The sequence below is a fragment of the Enterobacter sp. FUJ80071 genome, from assembly GCF_038739915.1.
GTDB lineage: Bacteria > Pseudomonadota > Gammaproteobacteria > Enterobacterales > Enterobacteriaceae > Enterobacter > Enterobacter kobei.
This window is the reverse complement of record NZ_JBBXKH010000001.1, coordinates 3,028,698-3,045,805: the sequence shown is the minus strand read 5'-3', so window position 1 is coordinate 3,045,805 and position 17,108 is coordinate 3,028,698. Positions and strand designations below refer to the sequence as shown.

Below are 17,108 nucleotides of genomic sequence, written 5' to 3'. Positions count from 1 at the left end.
ATCCGCCCGGCTGAAAACACAGTACAATTGTGATTTGCCGTGTAGCTGGAGAGCGGGTGTGCGTCCCGACAAATCATTAACGCCGTTTGAAATTCGTCTATACAAACATTACCGCGTGGTGCATGGGTGCCGCATTGCGCTGGCGTTCATATTGACCTTTATACTGGTCCGACTGCTGGATGTTCCGGAGGGGACGTGGCCGCTGATCACGCTGGTGGTGGTGATGGGGCCTATCTCATTTTGGGGGAACGTTGTTCCTCGCGCCTTCGAGCGGATCGGCGGTACCGTTCTTGGCTCTGCGCTGGGGCTTATTGCCCTGAAGCTGGAGCTTATCTCATTTCCGGTCATGCTGGCATGGTGCGGTGCGGCCATGTTCCTCTGCGGTTGGCTGGCGTTGGGCAAACGCCCCTATCAGGCGCTGCTGATTGGTATCACCCTTGCGGTGGTGGTTGGCGCACCGGCCGGGGATATGACCACGGCGCTCTGGCGAAGCGGGGATGTCATCCTGGGCTCGCTGCTTGCCATGCTGTTTACCGGCATCTGGCCGCAGCGTGCTTTTTTGCACTGGCGTATCCAGATGGCCAGCTATGTCACCGCGTTTAACCGCGTTTACCAGGCCGGTTTCTCCCCCAATCTGGTTGAGCGCCCCCGGCTGGAAAAGCATCTGCAAACCATCCTTAATGACGTGGTCAAAATGCGCGGCCTGATTACCCCCGCGAGCAAAGAGACCCATATTCAGAAAGCGATTTTCGAGGCTATTCAGACCGTAAGCCGCAATCTGGTCTGCATGCTTGAGCTGCAGATTAACGCGCACTGGGCTTCTCGCCCAAGCCATCTGCTGATGCTCAACGCACATACGCTGAAAGAGACACAGCAGATGACGCAGCAAACCCTGTTGACCATCGCTCATGCGCTCTATGAAGGCAACCCGCAGCCGATACTGGCGAACAGCGAGCGTCTGAATGACATTGTGGCGGAGCTGAAAACGCTTATTAGCGAGCGGCAGGGTGATAACGTGGCGGAAACGCCCATTCATGGCTATGTCTGGTTGAGCCTGGAACTGGCCCGGCAGCTTGAACTGTTATCGCACCTCATTTGCCGGGCGCTGCGCAAATAAAACGCGGATGTGACGCCTGCTGCTTCGATTCAGCAGCAATTGGGGTTATGATAGCGTTAAACGATATAGTCATTGTCATTCGCAGCCGCTGTCAGTAAGGTTATTGATACAACGGTTGCTTTAACGAATCCGAATCTCACATTATCAGGGGTGTAAAAATGGAAACTACCAAGCCTTCGTTCCAGGATGTTCTGGAATTCGTCCGCCTGTTCCGTCGCAAAAACAAACTGCAGCGTGAAATCCAGGACGTTGAGAAGAAGATCCGTGACAACCAGAAACGTGTCCTGCTGCTCGACAACCTGAGCGACTACATCAAGCCAGGCATGAGCGTTGAAGCTATTCAGGGCATCATCGCCAGCATGAAGAGCGACTATGAAGACCGCGTGGATGACTACATCATCAAAAATGCTGAGCTGTCCAAAGAGCGTCGCGATATCTCTAAAAAGCTGAAAGTGATGGGCGAAATCAAAAACGGCGAAGCAAAAAGCGAGTAATCGCAGTGAATGGTGAAAAAGGCTCTCTGGTGACAGAGAGCCTTTTTTATTTTAGTAGGTCGGGTAAGGCGCAAGCCGCCACCTGACAATTTTATCAGGCACAGAAAAGCAAAAAGCCTGCTTTAAAAGCAGGCTTTTTAAATTTGGCTCCTCTGACTGGACTCGAACCAGTGACATACGGATTAACAGTCCGCCGTTCTACCGACTGAACTACAGAGGAATCGTTGTGGAGGCTTATCTTAGCGGCGAAAAAACTTTTGTCAAACCTGATCTTAGAGAAAATCGACTGACTGCTGAATCTGTCGTCAGTTTGTTGTAAATCCACACATCTTTTTCAGGAAAATACTTTGCAGGATGAGCATTTCTCCCCCATCATTTGAAATGGAGTTTCAACTTTTCTCGCTAAGGTCCATTTTGAACGTCACTGCTCCTCTGCGCCAGGCGATCATGCGCACGCCCTGGTACGCAAAACGTAAAAGCTATCGTGTCCTCTTCTGGCGTGAAATCACCCCCCTTGCGGTGCCTATCTTTCTGGAGAATACCTGCGTACTGCTGATGGGGGTGTTGAGCACCTTCCTTGTCAGCTGGCTGGGGAAAGAGGCGATGGCGGGGGTTGGGCTGGCGGACAGCTTCAACATGGTGGTGATGTCCTTCTTCGCGGCTATCGACCTTGGGACAACCGTCGTGGTGGCCTTCAGCCTCGGCAAGCTTGACCCCAAACGGGCCCGCGAGGCGGCTCGCCAGTCGCTGATGATCATGACCATTTTTTCGATCGTTCTGGCGGCGGTGATCCACTATTTCGGTAAAGAGATTATCGACGTTGTCGCCGGGGAAGCCACGAACGAGGTGAAGGACCTGGCGCTAACCTACCTCGAAATGACCGTCATAAGCTATCCGGCCGCGGCTATCGCGCTGATTGGCAGTGGTGCGCTGCGCGGGGCAGGTAACACCAAAATCCCGCTGCTGATCAACGGCGGGATGAATATCCTGAATATCATCATCAGCAGCGTGCTGATCTACGGCGTGTTTTCATGGGAAGGGTTGGGGTTCGTCGGTGCTGGTCTGGGGCTAACCATTTCTCGCTACATTGGTGCTGCGGCGATTATCGGGGTGCTGATGACGGGCATCACGCCTTCGCTGCGGCTTACGCTGAAAAGCTACTTCCGACCCTTTAACTTCGCCATTATCTGGGAAGTGATGGGGATTGGTATTCCCGCCAGTATTGAATCAGTGCTGTTTAACGGCGGTAAGCTGCTGACGCAGATGTTTGTCGCCGGTATGGGGACCGACGTTATCGCTGGTAACTTTATCGCCTTCTCCATCGCCTCGCTGATTAACCTGCCGGGTAACGCGCTGGGTTCAGCCTCGACCATCATCACGGGCAAACGGCTCGGGAAAGGGCAGATAGGCCAGGCGGAACGTCAGCTGCGCCACGTGTTCTGGCTGTCAACGATTGGCCTGACGGCGATCGCTTGGGGAACCGCCCCCTTTGCCGGGCTGATGGCCGCGTTTTATACCCATGAACAGGATGTGAAAGAGGTTGTTAAGATCCTTATCTGGCTCAATGCCGCGTTTATGCCCATCTGGGCGGCCTCATGGGTGCTACCCGCGGGTCTGAAAGGGGCGCGTGATGCTCGTTTTGCGATGTGGGTGTCGATGCTCGGCATGTGGGGATGTCGGGTTGTGGCGGGTTATACGTTAGGTGTGGTGCTTGGCTGGGGCGTGGTGGGTGTCTGGCTGGGAATGTTCCTTGACTGGGCCGTGCGCGGGGCGCTGTTCTACTGGCGTATGGTCAGCGGGCGCTGGCTATGGAAATATCCGCGACAAAATGCCTGACAAATGCGCGAAATGGAGAATAAATCGGCAAACGATCGGAAATCTGCATTCTGCCTTTGACATCCCGGGGGAGCATCGATAATATGCGCCCCGTTCACACGATTCCTCTGTAGTTCAGTCGGTAGAACGGCGGACTGTTAATCCGTATGTCACTGGTTCGAGTCCAGTCAGAGGAGCCAAATTTAAAAAGCCTGCTTTTAAAGCAGGCTTTTTGCTTTTCTGCGTAAGGTAAATGCAAAACGGCAACCTTGTTGCCGTTTTTAGTGTTTGCACCCTCTCCCGTGGGAGAGGGATGGGGTGAGGGCACCAGCCCGCACGATGTTACATGCTAATCGGCGCCGTCGCCTCAACCAGCCACGGACGCGCCTCGCTATTCACCAGCGGTGACAGCGCCTCGCGAACCTGCTGATGATATTCATCCAGCCACTGCTTTTCCTGCCCGGTCAACAGCTGCAATTCCACCTGGCTTAAATCAATCGGGATCAGCGTTAGCGAAGAAAACGTGCAGAACCCCGGGCGGCTTTCAACAATTTCCACCTGGTTTTCAATGCGGATACCGTGGCTGCCGCCCAGATAATACCCCGGTTCAATGGTCATGATATTGCCCGCCACCAGTGGCCAGGGGTTAACCTTTTTGGCGATGCGGTGTGGGTTTTCATGGATAAGAAGCTGATGCCCCACGCCATGTCCCGTGCCGTGATCGTAATCCAGCCCCATTTCCCACAGCGGACGTCGCGCGAAAGCGTCCAGCTGATGCCCGTGTGTGCCGGATGGGAACTGGAGGGTTATCAGCGACAGGAAGCCTCTCAGTACGGCGGTATAATGCATACGCTGCTGCTGGGGAACATGACCCCAGGCAAGCGTGCGCGTGGCGTCAGTGGTGCCGTTAGTGTACTGACCGCCAGAATCATTCAGGTAAAAATGATCGTGGCCGATGGGTTTGTTGCTGGCCTCGCTGGAGTGATAGTGGCACATCGCCGCGTTGCTCGAAGAGGCGGAAATGGTCGCAAAGCTCTGCTCGATAAAGCCGGGCTGCTGTTTACGGAACGCGAGCTGTTGCGCCTGTACTTCGAGCTCGGTTAACGGATTCCCAGCCGCTTCACGTCGCGGCACTTCACGGCTCAGCCAGGCCAGGAAGTTGACCCACGCGGCGCCATCCTGGTGATGACATTCACGATATCCTGCCAGCTCGACCGGGTTTTTGGTGGCTTTCAGCAGGGTGATCGGATCGGTCTGCCAGACGATCTCCCCCTGTGGTTCAATGGCGAAGCGCAGGGCTACCGGTGCGGAATCGGCATCGACCATCACTCGTTTACCTTCCGCAATTTCTCGGCAGCGTTCTATAAAGGCGTCCTGTGGCGCAGTGGCGAACGTGTTACGCACGGCTTCGGGCAGGGCGCTGAGCTTAGTGTCGTTAACAAACCACTCCACGTGACCGTCGCGACGCAACAGGGCAAAAGAGAGCGGTACCGGGCTGGTGGGGATATCTGACCCGCGTACGTTGAGCAGCCAGGCAATGTTATCCGGTAGCGTAACCGCCAGATAATCAGCATTGTTCGCGGCCAGCACGGCGGCAACGCGCTGACGTTTGTCTTCGCTGCTTTCACCGCTTACCGCAACCGGCATTTCACGGATCGGCCCCGCCGGCGCGGCAGGACGATCGCTCCAGAGCGTGTCAAACGGTGAGGCATTCAGCGGGACGAGCTCACACGGCGTGGCAGAAAGTTGCGTAAACTCGGTATTTGTCATCAGCAGTGGATCAAAACCGATGCGCGTGGCGGGCTCAACGTTTGCCGCCAGCCATGCTGCCAGCGGTTCATTGTGCAGATGATGAATTTCAATCTCATCCAGGTTGACCTGAACACGGGCCTGCACCTGATAGCGCCCGTCGACGAACAGCAACGCCTTGTCTTTCAGAACCAGCGCCAGGCCAGCCGAGCCGTCAAAGCCCGTCAGCCAGGCCAGTTTTTCATCATACGGCGCGCAGTATTCACTCTGCCAGGCATCCGCGCGCGGGACGATCATCCCGTCGAGATGGTTTTCCTGAAGCCACCGGCGCAGGGCCGCTAAGGGTGATGAGGTGGACATGCATTTTCCTTAATAGTTATCAGCGGAACGGTGGCTCGTTGAAGGTACGCAACTTGCGGGAATGCAGTTTGTCACCTTCCGCCCGCAGCAAATCAATGGCACGAATGCCAATTTGCAGGTGTTCGGATATCGCCCCTTCATAGAAGCGGTTGGCCTGACCCGGCAGCTTGATTTCGCCATGCAGCGGCTTATCGGACACGCAGAGCAAGGTGCCGTAAGGCACGCGGAAGCGATACCCCTGCGCGGCAATGGTGGCGCTTTCCATATCAATCGCCACCGCACGGCTCAGGTTGAACCGCAGCGCGGAGGCGGAGTAACGCAGCTCCCAGTTACGGTCATCGGTAGTGACCACCGTACCGGTGCGCAGGCGCTGCTTAACCTCTTCACCGGGCATGCCGCTCACCTCTTTGGTGGCGTCATACAGCGCGCGCTGCACTTCAGCGATGCTCGGAATCGGAATGTCTGGCGGCAGCACGGCGTCGAGAACGTGGTCGTCGCGTAAGTAGGCGTGGGCCAGCACGTAATCACCAATCAGCTGGCTTTCGCGCAGGCCGCCGCAATGGCCGATCATCAGCCAGACGTCCGGTCGCAGTACCGCCAGATGGTCGCAGATGGTTTTGGCGTTCGACGGCCCCACGCCGATGTTGATCAGCGTGATGCCCTGGCCGTCGGCGGTGATCAGGTGCCAGGCAGGCATCTGGTGCTTTTTCCATGCCAGGTCGGAAATGGCCTGCTCGGGCGCTTCAGTCTCTGCGGTGATCCAGATCCCGCCCGCACAGGAGAGCGCGATGTACGGGCTTTCCGGGTCAAGGATCTGGCTGCAGCCCCAGCGGACAAACTCATCGACGTAACGGGTGTAGTTGGTAAACAGCACGAACGGCTGGAAATGCTCGGCGGGCGTGCCGGTGTAGTGGCGCAGGCGTGCCAGCGAGAAATCCACCCGGCGGGCATCAAAGTGCGAGAGGGGAGAAAATTCTGCCGGGTGATAAATCCCGTCTGCCGTTTCATCGCCAATCTGTGAAAGCTCGGTGGTTGGGAAATGGCGGGTCAGTCCCGCGCTCATGGAACGATCAAGGGTTAGCGCCGAACCGTCAATCACGTAAGGATACGGGATCTCATGCTGTGAAGGTTCTACGGCAATGTGTGCGCCGTAATCCTGGTATAACAGCGTGAGTTGCTCTTCAAGATAAGGGCGGAACAGTGCAGGGCGGGTGACGGTGGTGCTGTAGCAGCCGGAGTGGGTAAAACGGGCATAGGCGCGGGTTTTTGGCGTCGTGCTGGCGCTGCCGTCCCAGGTCACAGAGAGCGATGGATAAACAAAAAGGCCCTCACTTCTGGCCTTTTCGTCGGGAAGTTTCCCTGTTTCGATATATTCGCTGATGGCGCTGCGCAGCGCGTTGACGGACTGTTCATACAGTGCGTCGAGTTTTTCCAGCGCCTGAGCCGGGGTCAGGCTGGAGCCCTTATTATTCATCTCTGTCTCCTTGTTCCACAGGTGTGCGACTCTACCCGATAGTATGTCACACGCCTGTGAAACAAAAGGGAGATCAGCTGTGGCGCGTCTCTTTCATCAGTAGCGCCGTCGCCGCTGACAGCAGGCATCCAGCCAGCAGATAAATCGCCACGCTGTGCCAGTTTCCCCCGGAGAAGGTCACCAGCGCGGCGGCAATAAACGGCGTGAAACCGCCGCCGACCACGCTGGCAACCTGGTAGCCCACGCCCGCGCCGCTGTAGCGATAGCTCGCGCCAAACAGTTCGGTAAACATCGGCTGCTGTACGCAGACCACCATATCGTGAGCGATGTTCGCGAGCATAATGGCGAAGAAAACAATCCAGAAGACAGACTGCGCCTCCAGCGCCATAAAGAACGGCCAGGCGCTGAGGGTACCAATCAGCGCGCCGGTGATATAGACGCGACGGCGGCCAAATTTGTCCGCCAGCCAGGCGAAACAGGGGATAGTCAGGCAGCTGATCCCGCCGACCACCAGACCAATATTCAGGAACAGTTCACGCGGCAGACCGAGATTTTGCGTCGAGTAGTTCAGGGCAAACGCGGTGACGATGTACATCGTCAGCAGCTCACACAGGCGCAGGGCGATAATTTTCAGAAAAGCGCCAGGGTGCCGGACGAGGGCTTCCATAACCGGAAGGCGTTTTTTGACGGAAGGCTTTTCCTGCTGCTTTTCGAATTCTGCCGACTCCTCCATCCCGTTACGGATCCACAGCGCGGCAATGACCAGCACGATGCTGAAGATAAACGGAATGCGCCAGCCCCAGCTCAGGAACTGCTCGTCGGTGGTGTAATGGCTGATGAGTGACACCAGCCCGGTCGACAGCAGCAGCCCCACGCCATATCCCACCTGTACGCCGCTGCTGTAGAACGCTTTCCGGTTTTTCGGTGCGCTCTCAACGGATAACAGCGCCGCACCGCCCCATTCGCCGCCTACGGCGAAGCCCTGGATGGCGCGCAGTGTCACCAGCAATACCGGTGCCCACCAGCCAATGGCGGAAAACGAAGGGAGAATGCCAATCAGCGCAGTGGCAATCCCCATCATCCAGACGGTAAGCATTAGCATGCGTTTGCGGCCCAGCCGGTCGCCGAAGTGGCCGAAGATCACCCCACCAAGCGGACGAAACAGGAACCCGACGCCGAAGGTGGCAAATGCGGCGAGGGTGCCCATCGCGGGGCTGACCTGGGGGAAGAATTCACGGTTAAACACCAGCGCGGCGGTGATACCGTAGAGCAGAAAATCATACCAGTCGACGACGGCGCCCGCGAAGCTGCCGAGGGCGGCGCGACGGGCACGATTGAGCGAAGGGGTCTCCTCGCCGGGACGTTCGGAGATGAGGGTGGAGTCCATAGTTGTCCTGTCCATACTGATTTTAATTATTGGTATAAGAAAAGGTCACTCACATAGCAGCCGTCATATAAACGGAACCTATGAGACTACCGCGACAGGCAGCCTGTGCAAACTGATTTTATCTCCTGATGGGTAATGCAAAACGGCTACGCTATGCTTAACAAATAGCGAAGCGACTGAGGAAGGGAAGATGCGTCGTACAGAGGTGTTGGGTTGTCTTGCTGCATTACTGATCGGCCACAGCGTGCAGGCGGTGAGCTATCCCTTACCACCGACGGGCAGTCGTCTGGTGGGCAGCTCGCAGGTCATCACCGTGCCGGATCGCAATACGCTACCGCTTGAGGCGTTTGCCGCGCGCTACGGGCAGGGCCTAAGCAATATGCTGGAAGCAAACCCGGGCGTGGATCCTTTTCTGCCTAAGTCCGGCACCCGGCTGGTGATCCCCCAGCAACTGATTTTGCCCGACACCGTCCGCGAGGGGATTGTCGTTAACGTGGCGGAAATGCGTCTCTACTATTATCCACCGGGCAGTCATACCGTTGACGTATTGCCCATCGGCATCGGTCAGGCCGGGCGTGAAACTCCGCGAAACTGGGTAACGGCCGTTGAGCGTAAGCAGGAGGGGCCCACCTGGTCTCCGACGCCGAATACGCGGCGCGCCTATGCGGCAGAGGGGAAAACGCTTCCGGCCTTCGTGCCCGCCGGGCCGGATAACCCGATGGGCCTGTATGCGATATATATCGGCAGGCTGTATGCGATTCACGGCACCAACTCGAATTTCGGTATCGGGCTACGGGTTAGCCAGGGATGTATTCGTCTGCGTAACGCCGATATCAAATATCTTTTCGATAATGTTCCCGTGGGCACCCGTGTGCAGATTATCGATCGCCCCGTTAAAGTGACGACAGAGCCGGACGGTAGCCGGTGGGTGGAGGTTCACGAACCGCTATCACGCAATCGGGCGGAATTCGAGTCAACCCGGAAAGTGCCTCTTCCCATTTCGGCCGCGCAGCGGACACAGTTGATTAACGAGGGCGCGGGAGCGGAGCTGGAACGTCGGTCGGGGTTGCCGGTTAAGATCGGTATGTGAGGTGATTTTCGCCGGGTGGCGGCTTCGCCTTACCCGGCCTACGATTCGAGGTTTTTGTAGGTCGGGTAAGGCGAAGCCGCCACCCGACAATTTTATCAGGCACAGAAAAGCAAAAAGCCTGCTTTAAAAGCAGGCTTTTTAAATTTGGCTCCTCTGACTGGACTCGAACCAGTGACATACGGATTAACAGTCCGCCGTTCTACCGACTGAACTACAGAGGAATCGTGTGAACGGGGCGCATATTATCGACGTCAGCCGCGCTTGTCAAAGGGTGGATCAACGCCTTTTGATCGTTTGCTGACAAAATCGGCAATGTGATGTTTTTGACAGCGTAATGCACCGCTTTGGTGCGTATATACCTCTAATGGGGCAGATCATAAACTGCTGTTTCAGTAATAAAACCCCCCTCCATGATTAGGTTTCCTTATTTTCAGGCGCTTAGCGAGGAATTCAGACCGCCCGGTAAAAGTGGCATTCATATTGCAAAACCTGTTCAACAACGATAGCCAGTACCGGCAAAGCATTTCGAACAGGGGGCAAAATGAACTTAAGACGACTGAAATACTTCGTAAAAATCGTCGATATCGGCAGCCTGACTCAAGCGGCAGAAGTGCTGCATATCGCGCAGCCTGCGCTGAGCCAGCAGGTGGCTACTCTGGAAGGCGAGATGGATCAGCAATTATTGATTCGTACCAAACGCGGCGTCACGCCAACGGAAGCCGGAAAAATTCTTTATACCCATGCCCGCACTATTCTGCGCCAGTGCGAACAGGCGCAACTGGCGGTCAACAACGTCGGCCAGACCCTCAGCGGGCACGTTTCCATTGGTCTTGCGCCGGGCACTGCGGCGTCTTCTATCACCATGCCGCTGCTGCAGGCCGTTCGTGCTGAGCTACCGGAAGTACTGGTCTATCTGCACGAGAACAGCGGTTCGGTACTCAATGACAAACTGCTCAATGGCCAGCTGGATATGGCGGTCCTTTACGATCGTTCTCCGGTCGCCGGGATCACCAGCCAGCCGCTGCTGAAAGAAGATCTCTACCTCGTGGGCACCCGCGACTGTCCTGGGCAGAGCGTCGATCTTACCGCCGTGGCAGAAATGAACCTCTATCTGCCGCGTGATTACAGCGCCGTGCGTGTGCGCGTGGATGAAGCATTCTCCCTGCGTCGCCTGACGGCCAAAATCATCGGCGAGATCGACTCACTCTCCACGCTGACCGCGGCCATTGCCAGCGGAATGGGCGTAACCGTGTTGCCAGAATCCGCAGCGCGCTCGCTCTGCAGTGCGGCAAATGGCTGGATGGCACGGATCACCACGCCTTCGATGAGCCTGCCGCTGTCGCTCAACATGTCCGCACGCGGCTCGCTGACGCCACAGGCGCAGGCGGTAAAAGAGATTTTGATGTCGCTGGTCAGCAAGCCATCGCTTGAGAACCGTGAACTCCAGCTCGTGAGCTGATATTCCATAAAAGCATAAGTTGCGGGTTTTTATTATTTGTTCTGCAGTGCGGCTGACTCTAACAATAGCGTTATGTCAGATGCGCCGGAGTGAATCGTGAATTTCCAGCAACTTAAAATTATCCGTGAGGCGGCCAGGCGGGATTACAACCTGACCGAGGTCGCCAATATGCTTTATACCTCTCAGTCCGGCGTCAGTCGCCATATCCGCGAGCTGGAAGAAGAACTGGGGATAGAGATTTTTATCCGTCGCGGCAAGCGTCTGCTTGGCATGACGGAGCCAGGCAAAGCCTTGCTGACCATTGCGGAGCGGATCCTCAACGAAGCCAGCAATGTGCGCCGCCTGGCGGATCTCTTCACGAATGACGCCACGGGCGTCCTCACTATCGCCACCACCCACACCCAGGCGCGTTACAGCCTGCCGCCAGTGATTAAAGCCTTCCGTGAACTTTTTCCTGACGTCCGCCTGGAGCTTATCCAGGGGACGCCGCAGGAAATTGAAGTGCTGCTGCAAAACGGTGGGGCAGATATCGGCATTGCCAGTGAACGCCTGAGCAACGACCCGCTGCTGGTGGCTTTTCCCTGGTTCCGCTGGTATCACAGTTTGTTGCTCCCCGCCGATCATCCGTTGAATCAGGTTTCGCCCCTGACGCTGGAAGACATTGCCAAATGGCCGCTGATTACCTATCGCCAGGGCATTACCGGACGCTCGCGCATTGATGAAGCCTTCAACCGCAAAGGGCTCACGCCGGACGTGGTGCTGAGCGCACAGGACTCTGATGTAATCAAAACCTACGTAGAGCTCGGGCTGGGCATAGGTCTGGTGGCAGAACAGTCCAGTGGCGAACGCGAGGGGGGAGATCTGGTGCGTCTTGATACACGTCATCTGTTTGATGCCAATACCGTATGGCTCGGCCTGAAGCGTGGACAGCTGCAGCGCAACTATGTGTGGCGTTTTATCGAACTTTGCAACGCCGGGCTGTCCGTTGATGAGATTAAACGTCAGGTGATGGAGCCAGAAGAAGTGGCGATTGATTATCAGATTTAAGCCCTTTATAGCACCCGTCTCCGTCGACAAGAAGCAAAGGCCTGCAATTAAAGCAGGCTTTTTTATTGAAACCGTTTAATTTCCTGACCGCTTATTCTTAAGAATACCCTGATTAACAATCATACTCTGTGACGTCATAAGGTTGTCTTATATTTAAATATTTCTCATATTTTCCATTGAGTTACATATAAAAATAAATAACGAAATATGATTCTTTTAGGTGAGGGTGATATTTGCGTGCGGTAAAAACTCGCGGTTAAATAAAAGAGTCATTATTTTAATTCTCAGCTCATTTAATTGCCGTTATCTGCGGGAAATTTTTTGCCTTATTTATCATTTAATTTTATTAATTTAGATATTGATTGGTTAGCTGTGCTTACAGCTTATCCAGGAAATGCTTACTTAATTACCTGATAAATTTCAGGTCAATTTTTTGTTATTTTTTCTGGACAAATTTGATTGGGTTGTAATATGTTTGTTTCACCCTGTGATGAAAGGCATGACATTGTGGAATCAAAAAGACTTATTACTTCTGGCAGCAGCTGGGAGGAGGCTTTCGGTTTCTCGCGAGCGGTAGAAACAGACGGTTGGCTATATATTTCGAAAACGGGACCTCTTAATTCTTGTGGTGAGATTGAATCTGATGACATCTCACTGCAAACGGAATGCATTCTGAATAAGATCAAGGGGATACTTGAATCCAGTGGTTATGAAATAGACGATGTAATACAAAGCAGGCTGTATCTGACTGAAATTGAAGAATGGCAGCAGGTAGCGCGTATCCATGGGCACTATTTCCGTGATTCCCGACCTGCATTTACGTTATTGCATGTCTTACCGTTTCCCGAGAAAAAAATGAAAGTAGCAATTGATATTGTGGCAAAAAAAAGACAGGGGGCGATTAATGAGTGATATCGCGCAAGAAAATCCGGTTTCGCCGTTATTTATCTGGTTCGCCAGCATCGCGGCGGGTACGGCTATGGCAAATAACTATATTCTTCAGCCCGTATTGCCCGCTATCGCGGCATCTTTGCAGTTGCCTCTGTTTTATACCGGCTTCATTGCGGCGAGCATGCAAATAGGTTATATGCTGGGAATACTGTTTCTTGTTCCGCTTGGAGACAGCGTTAACCGTAAGAAACTGATTATTTCTCAGTTTATTCTCCTCTCACTTGCGCTCTTCGCCGCTTCCCTGACCCGTCAGCCGTTGCTCCTTTTTAGCGCGGGAATAGTGACAGGCGCCATGGCGACAAGCGCAGTGCAACTGAATGCGCTTGGATTTCACATTACGCCAAAAGGCGCTACGGTCGGACTGATCACCATGGGCATTTCGGCAGGAATATTGCTCGCGAGGCTCGTGGGCGGCAGTCTGGCCGATGCGCTTGGCTGGCGAGGGATGCTGGCCATCGTCGCAGCCGTTATGGCCTCCATGGCGCTACTGGCCATCAGATGCCTGCCTGATGTTAAACCCGCAAGGGAGACGGGGTATCTGAGCGTCATGGTGCAATTGCCGGGCTTGCTGCGTAACGTGCGGCTTATTGAATCTGCCGTCACCGGAGGGGCATGGTTTTTCGTCTTTAGCCTGTTATGGGTGACCATCATGCTTCATCTGCAAAGACCGCCACTCCATCTGCCAGCGGGAACAGCCGGATTATTTGGCCTGGCGGGTATCGTCGGTCTTGTACTGGCGAACTATGCGGGGAAACTGGCTGACCGCTTCGGGTGTCGCAGCGTGATTTTTGGCGGAATGGTATTTGTGGTTGCGGGAATAGCCATACTGTTTCTCTTTCCTGCGTCCTTACCGGGAATTACGCTGGGCATTATATTATTCGATTTAGGGTGTTTTGCCGCGCAGGTGGCTAACCAGACGCGTGTTCTCGGATTACATCCGGATAAAAGAAGCAGCCTCTATGCGCTTTATATGTTCTTTTATTATGCATTGGGCGCAGCCGGATCCGTTACCGGTCCGTGGGTTTATGAAAGGTGGGACTGGCAGGGCATCTGTTTGCTGAGTCTCGTTATGGTGATGATAGCGATGATAACCACCGCGATGGGGTATTTTAACGAGAACAGCGTCACCCACGTTTCGAACTAAACACTTTTAGTATCAATAAACTCAACGCTAGCATTGGCGGGGATACCCATGTTTATTATTCAGCTTTCGGTCATTGTTTTTGCCTGCTATGTCGTCGGCAAACTTATGGAGCAAATAGGTCAAACACAGGTTATTGGCCATATTGCTGCAGGCGTTTTATTGGGACCGACTTTCTTTCCCGGGATAATGTCTCTGTTCTCATTTCAAACGTCTTTATTTAGCCAGGAGTCGCTGACCACCATAGATAAGCTGGCGAATCTGGGCATGATTCTGCTCATGTTCGATATTGGGTTGTCGCATTTTCATGGTCATAATCATGGCCGTCGTAAGCAGACTATCGCTGCATTGAAAATAGCGTTCCTGGGCATGCTGCTGCCGTTTATCGGTGGCATGTTAGCGGGAAATTCGGTACATGCCGAACTGGCGCCACAAACCGATCGTCTTTTATTTAATATCTTTATGGGAACGGCGCTGGCGGTATCCGCTCTGCCGGTCATTGTGCGAATCATTGAAGATTTAAAAATGCTTCACCTGGCCATCATTCCTCCCGTCATTACCGCAGCCATTCTTACCGATGTGGCAGGCTGGGGGATTTTGGCTTTGGACAGCGTATTTGCCGCGGTTGAAGGAAAATCTGATTCGCTGTGGTCGTATTTAGCGGTCGTGACGGCAGCCCTGGTACTTTATGGGTTGGTGACCGGCAAAGTCGTGGTCCCCCTGCTTATACGGTATGCGCACAGGCCGGAGATGAGATTTCCGGCGATCATTTTTTGGATTTTGGTCAGCGCGTGGGGAGCGGAGTATCTTCACCTGCACAGTGGTTTCGGTGCCTTGCTGGCGGGCAGCATGTTCGCGCGGATCCCCGGGTTAGCGAAGCAATGGCATGCGAGTATGAACGGTTTCATGCACTATCTTTTACTTCCCGTATTGTTTGTCAGCGCCGGTCTGAAAACGCATTTCGACTTCAGTATGGCAACGCAGGACATTGCCTGGATAATTGGGTTCACCTTACTGGCATTTATAACCAAATTCAGTGGTGCTCTGCTCGGGGCGCGTATTTCAGGATATTCCCTTCGTGAAGCCTCCATGATTGGCGCGCTCATGAATACGCGTGGTCTGATGGAGCTGGTTGTGCTGTCTATCGGGCTCGAATTGCATCTTATTTCACAACGCGTCTACTCCATTATGGTTATCGTGGCGCTCGTGGTAACGGCAACCACACCGCCAATATTACGTTGGTTAAATAAAGAATCATCTTCCGCTGTAGTAAATAAAACACTTGAAAACATTAAAGGGTAAAATTATGAAACTGGATATGCCTGTGATTGTCGATCGTATTAAAGAAATCATCGCTGAACGTATTGGTCTGGATGTCGAGCGCGAAGATATTGCTGACGAGACCGGTCTCGCCTCAATGGTAGGAATGGATTCTATTGGATTTGTAGAATTACGCTTCCAGTGTGAGGAAGAGTTTAATATTAAAGTTGAAGATAAAGAGTTTTCGCCCGCGAATTTTTATTCGTGCCAAACCCTTTCGCGTTTCATTATGAATAAGCTTGGAGCCTGAGAATGTTAACGCGAGCAGAAGAATGTGCCGCATTTGTTCCCTATGAGCCTGCCGGTTTATTTTCTCCGGTGCAGGCAACGTCTGCGGTGGGGACCAGCGGCACTGAAGGAGAGAGTTATCAATACTATGTCGATTACTGGCAGCGGCAGAGTCTGGAACCCGGTCGGGTGGTGCTGATAGCGATGCCGAACTGCCCGGACTTGATGTATATGTTCTTTGCTGTCCTCAACAGTGGCTTTGTGCCTGCGCTGATCCCGCCGCTCACGCCAGCAGAACGCATCCTGCAGATGCTTGAGGACTTTGCGGCGGGGGCGCTGGTGCGTACGCCGGTTCAGCCAGGACGATGGCAGGAGCTGGGCGTAAGCGCAGCTGAACCCCTCGGGCGCTGGCAGGTGGGAAAATGCCGTGATGGCGGACCCGTACAGACACAGCCGGGGCAGGTCGTGATAGCCACGTCCGGCACGTCGTCGTCGTTCAGCAGCGGCTGTGTCCATCATTTTGATTCGCTGCGGCGTAACGCGCTGCGTCATGCCAAAAGTATCGGCATGAGCGCCAGTGACAGGGTATTGATCAGTTTGCCGATGTGCTATTCCACCGCGCTGGTTGCCCAGATGATTGCTGCCCTGGAGACGGGCTGCGAAATTGTTATCAGTGGACCTCCGTTTTCTGTACCCCATTATCTGGATGATTTACAGCGATACGGCGTGACCCTCAGTTCGCTCACGCCCGTATTGCTGCGACAGTTGAACGCCTGGGAAACAACGCTTCCGCCGGGGTTAAACAAACTGACGATTGGGGGCGATTTGGCTGCGCCGAATGAGGTGGAAGCCTTTTTACTCCGACAGCCATGGCTTGAGTTATATCTGACTTATGGCATCAGTGAGGCCGGACCGCGGGTGTCGACATGCCCGGTTCATCTGCTGGGGAGAGGATATTATGCGTCAGCCGGACGTCCTATTGACCAGACGGACGTCCGTATCCTGCCCGGTGCAGACGGCCAGGACGGGCAGGGGGAGTTGCTAATTAGTTCTGATACGTTGCTCGTCAAGCGCATTGGGCGCGGTAACCGACAAACGTTCATTGAGCTTGATGGCAAACGCTGGCTTCGCACCGGAGACATCTTCTTCCAGGACGCTGATGGGTTCCTGTTTTTCAAAGGCAGAATCAGTGATTTTATTGTTATCAGGGATGAGAAAGTCAATATCGGCGCCGTTAAGCAGCTGTGCCGGGAAATTAAAGGGGTGATGACCTGCAAGGCCCAAATTGTCAATGAAGGGGATCAAATTGCGGGATTCGATATTGTTTTGACCTGCGATGAATCAGTGATCAATGAAACCAATTGCCAGCAGCACAGTGCCAGCCTGCTGAAAAAACTCAAACGCCACGAACGGCCACGTAATATAAACTTTGTTTATTGTGGCGCGGCCTCTTTAACACAATATAAGTAAGGTGAT

14 protein-coding genes and 3 tRNA genes are annotated in these 17,108 nt (G+C 54.1%); 12 read left to right on the top strand and 5 right to left on the bottom strand.

Annotated elements, in window-relative coordinates; genetic code table 11:
• The first annotated feature begins 58 nt into the window (after positions 1–58).
• Positions 59–1,117, top strand: coding sequence for an FUSC family protein (locus AAER43_RS14880; RefSeq protein WP_050862737.1), 1,059 nt, complete (start codon positions 59–61; stop codon positions 1,115–1,117).
• 158 nt (positions 1,118–1,275) lie between these two features.
• A complete protein-coding gene (locus AAER43_RS14875) occupies positions 1,276–1,611 on the top strand; it encodes a DUF496 family protein (protein WP_008499467.1) in 336 nt (111 codons plus the stop codon).
• Positions 1,612–1,755: 144 nt separating this feature from the next.
• Here AAER43_RS14875 and AAER43_RS14870 read toward each other — a convergent pair.
• Positions 1,756–1,831 (bottom strand) — tRNA-Asn (locus AAER43_RS14870).
• Between the two features lie 161 nt (positions 1,832–1,992).
• Between AAER43_RS14870 and emmdR the strand changes: the two genes are divergently transcribed.
• Both emmdR and AAER43_RS14860 read left to right on the top strand, forming a co-directional pair.
• Entirely contained in the window at positions 1,993–3,447 is a 1,455-nt protein-coding gene (emmdR, locus tag AAER43_RS14865) for a multidrug efflux MATE transporter EmmdR (RefSeq protein WP_121496143.1), read from the top strand.
• Between the two features lie 103 nt (positions 3,448–3,550).
• Positions 3,551–3,626: transfer RNA gene (locus AAER43_RS14860), tRNA-Asn, on the top strand.
• Between the two features lie 142 nt (positions 3,627–3,768).
• On the opposite strand, the gene AAER43_RS14855 is transcribed toward AAER43_RS14860, so the two are convergent.
• The 3 genes from AAER43_RS14855 to shiA form a co-directional block, all read right to left on the bottom strand.
• A complete protein-coding gene (locus AAER43_RS14855; RefSeq protein ID WP_050862738.1) occupies positions 3,769–5,535 on the bottom strand; it encodes an aminopeptidase P family protein in 1,767 nt (588 codons plus the stop codon).
• Positions 5,536–5,554: 19 nt separating this feature from the next.
• Complete coding sequence (locus tag AAER43_RS14850; RefSeq protein ID WP_014884456.1) at positions 5,555–7,009, bottom strand: AMP nucleosidase; 1,455 nt, start codon at positions 7,007–7,009, stop codon at positions 5,555–5,557.
• 73 nt (positions 7,010–7,082) lie between these two features.
• Positions 7,083–8,396, bottom strand: coding sequence for a shikimate transporter (gene shiA, locus AAER43_RS14845; protein ID WP_023337509.1), 1,314 nt, complete (start codon positions 8,394–8,396; stop codon positions 7,083–7,085).
• A 190-nt stretch (positions 8,397–8,586) separates the two neighbouring features.
• On the opposite strand from shiA, the gene ldtA reads away from it, so the two are divergent.
• A complete protein-coding gene (gene ldtA, locus AAER43_RS14840) occupies positions 8,587–9,486 on the top strand; it encodes a L,D-transpeptidase (RefSeq protein WP_050862740.1) in 900 nt (299 codons plus the stop codon).
• Positions 9,487–9,631: 145 nt separating this feature from the next.
• Here ldtA and AAER43_RS14835 read toward each other — a convergent pair.
• Positions 9,632–9,707: transfer RNA gene (locus AAER43_RS14835), tRNA-Asn, on the bottom strand.
• Positions 9,708–10,027: 320 nt separating this feature from the next.
• Between AAER43_RS14835 and nac the strand changes: the two genes are divergently transcribed.
• From nac to AAER43_RS14800, 7 genes are all read left to right on the top strand, one after another.
• Complete coding sequence (gene nac, locus AAER43_RS14830) at positions 10,028–10,945, top strand: nitrogen assimilation transcriptional regulator NAC (protein WP_014884446.1); 918 nt, start codon at positions 10,028–10,030, stop codon at positions 10,943–10,945.
• Positions 10,946–11,041: 96 nt separating this feature from the next.
• Positions 11,042–11,992, top strand: coding sequence for an HTH-type transcriptional regulator Cbl (cbl, locus tag AAER43_RS14825; RefSeq protein ID WP_050862741.1), 951 nt, complete (start codon positions 11,042–11,044; stop codon positions 11,990–11,992).
• A gap of 507 nt (positions 11,993–12,499) precedes the next feature.
• Positions 12,500–12,904, top strand: coding sequence for a Rid family hydrolase (locus AAER43_RS14820; protein WP_204377928.1), 405 nt, complete (start codon positions 12,500–12,502; stop codon positions 12,902–12,904).
• Entirely contained in the window at positions 12,897–14,087 is a 1,191-nt protein-coding gene (locus tag AAER43_RS14815) for an MFS transporter (RefSeq protein WP_057058016.1), read from the top strand. Before AAER43_RS14820 ends, AAER43_RS14815 begins: the two co-directional genes overlap by 8 nt.
• Before the next feature lie 48 nt (positions 14,088–14,135).
• Positions 14,136–15,386, top strand: a complete 1,251-nt coding sequence (locus tag AAER43_RS14810) for a cation:proton antiporter (RefSeq protein ID WP_023337504.1) — start codon at positions 14,136–14,138, stop codon at positions 15,384–15,386.
• 4 nt (positions 15,387–15,390) lie between these two features.
• Positions 15,391–15,654 carry an acyl carrier protein gene (locus tag AAER43_RS14805; RefSeq protein WP_014884442.1) on the top strand — a complete coding sequence of 88 codons (264 nt, stop codon included), beginning with the start codon at positions 15,391–15,393 and terminating at the stop codon, positions 15,652–15,654.
• Positions 15,655–15,656: 2 nt separating this feature from the next.
• Positions 15,657–17,102, top strand: a complete 1,446-nt coding sequence (locus AAER43_RS14800) for a class I adenylate-forming enzyme family protein (protein WP_050862745.1) — start codon at positions 15,657–15,659, stop codon at positions 17,100–17,102.
• Positions 17,103–17,108: the final 6 nt, after the last annotated feature.

What these genes read in the sequence shown, in the direction of transcription:
- AAER43_RS14875 (WP_008499467.1), top strand. Translation starts at nt 1,276, where the DNA reads ATGGAAACTACCAAGCCTTCGTTCCAGGATGTTCTGGAATTCGTCCGC.
- shiA (WP_023337509.1), bottom strand. Translation starts at nt 8,396, where the DNA reads ATGGACTCCACCCTCATCTCCGAACGTCCCGGCGAGGAGACCCCTTCG.
- AAER43_RS14810 (WP_023337504.1), top strand. Translation starts at nt 14,136, where the DNA reads ATGTTTATTATTCAGCTTTCGGTCATTGTTTTTGCCTGCTATGTCGTC.
- AAER43_RS14815 (WP_057058016.1), top strand. Translation starts at nt 12,897, where the DNA reads ATGAGTGATATCGCGCAAGAAAATCCGGTTTCGCCGTTATTTATCTGG.
- ldtA (WP_050862740.1), top strand. Translation starts at nt 8,587, where the DNA reads ATGCGTCGTACAGAGGTGTTGGGTTGTCTTGCTGCATTACTGATCGGC.
- AAER43_RS14855 (WP_050862738.1), bottom strand. Translation starts at nt 5,535, where the DNA reads ATGTCCACCTCATCACCCTTAGCGGCCCTGCGCCGGTGGCTTCAGGAA.
- AAER43_RS14850 (WP_014884456.1), bottom strand. Translation starts at nt 7,009, where the DNA reads ATGAATAATAAGGGCTCCAGCCTGACCCCGGCTCAGGCGCTGGAAAAA.
- AAER43_RS14805 (WP_014884442.1), top strand. Translation starts at nt 15,391, where the DNA reads ATGAAACTGGATATGCCTGTGATTGTCGATCGTATTAAAGAAATCATC.
- AAER43_RS14800 (WP_050862745.1), top strand. Translation starts at nt 15,657, where the DNA reads ATGTTAACGCGAGCAGAAGAATGTGCCGCATTTGTTCCCTATGAGCCT.
- nac (WP_014884446.1), top strand. Translation starts at nt 10,028, where the DNA reads ATGAACTTAAGACGACTGAAATACTTCGTAAAAATCGTCGATATCGGC.
- emmdR (WP_121496143.1), top strand. Translation starts at nt 1,993, where the DNA reads ATGGAGTTTCAACTTTTCTCGCTAAGGTCCATTTTGAACGTCACTGCT.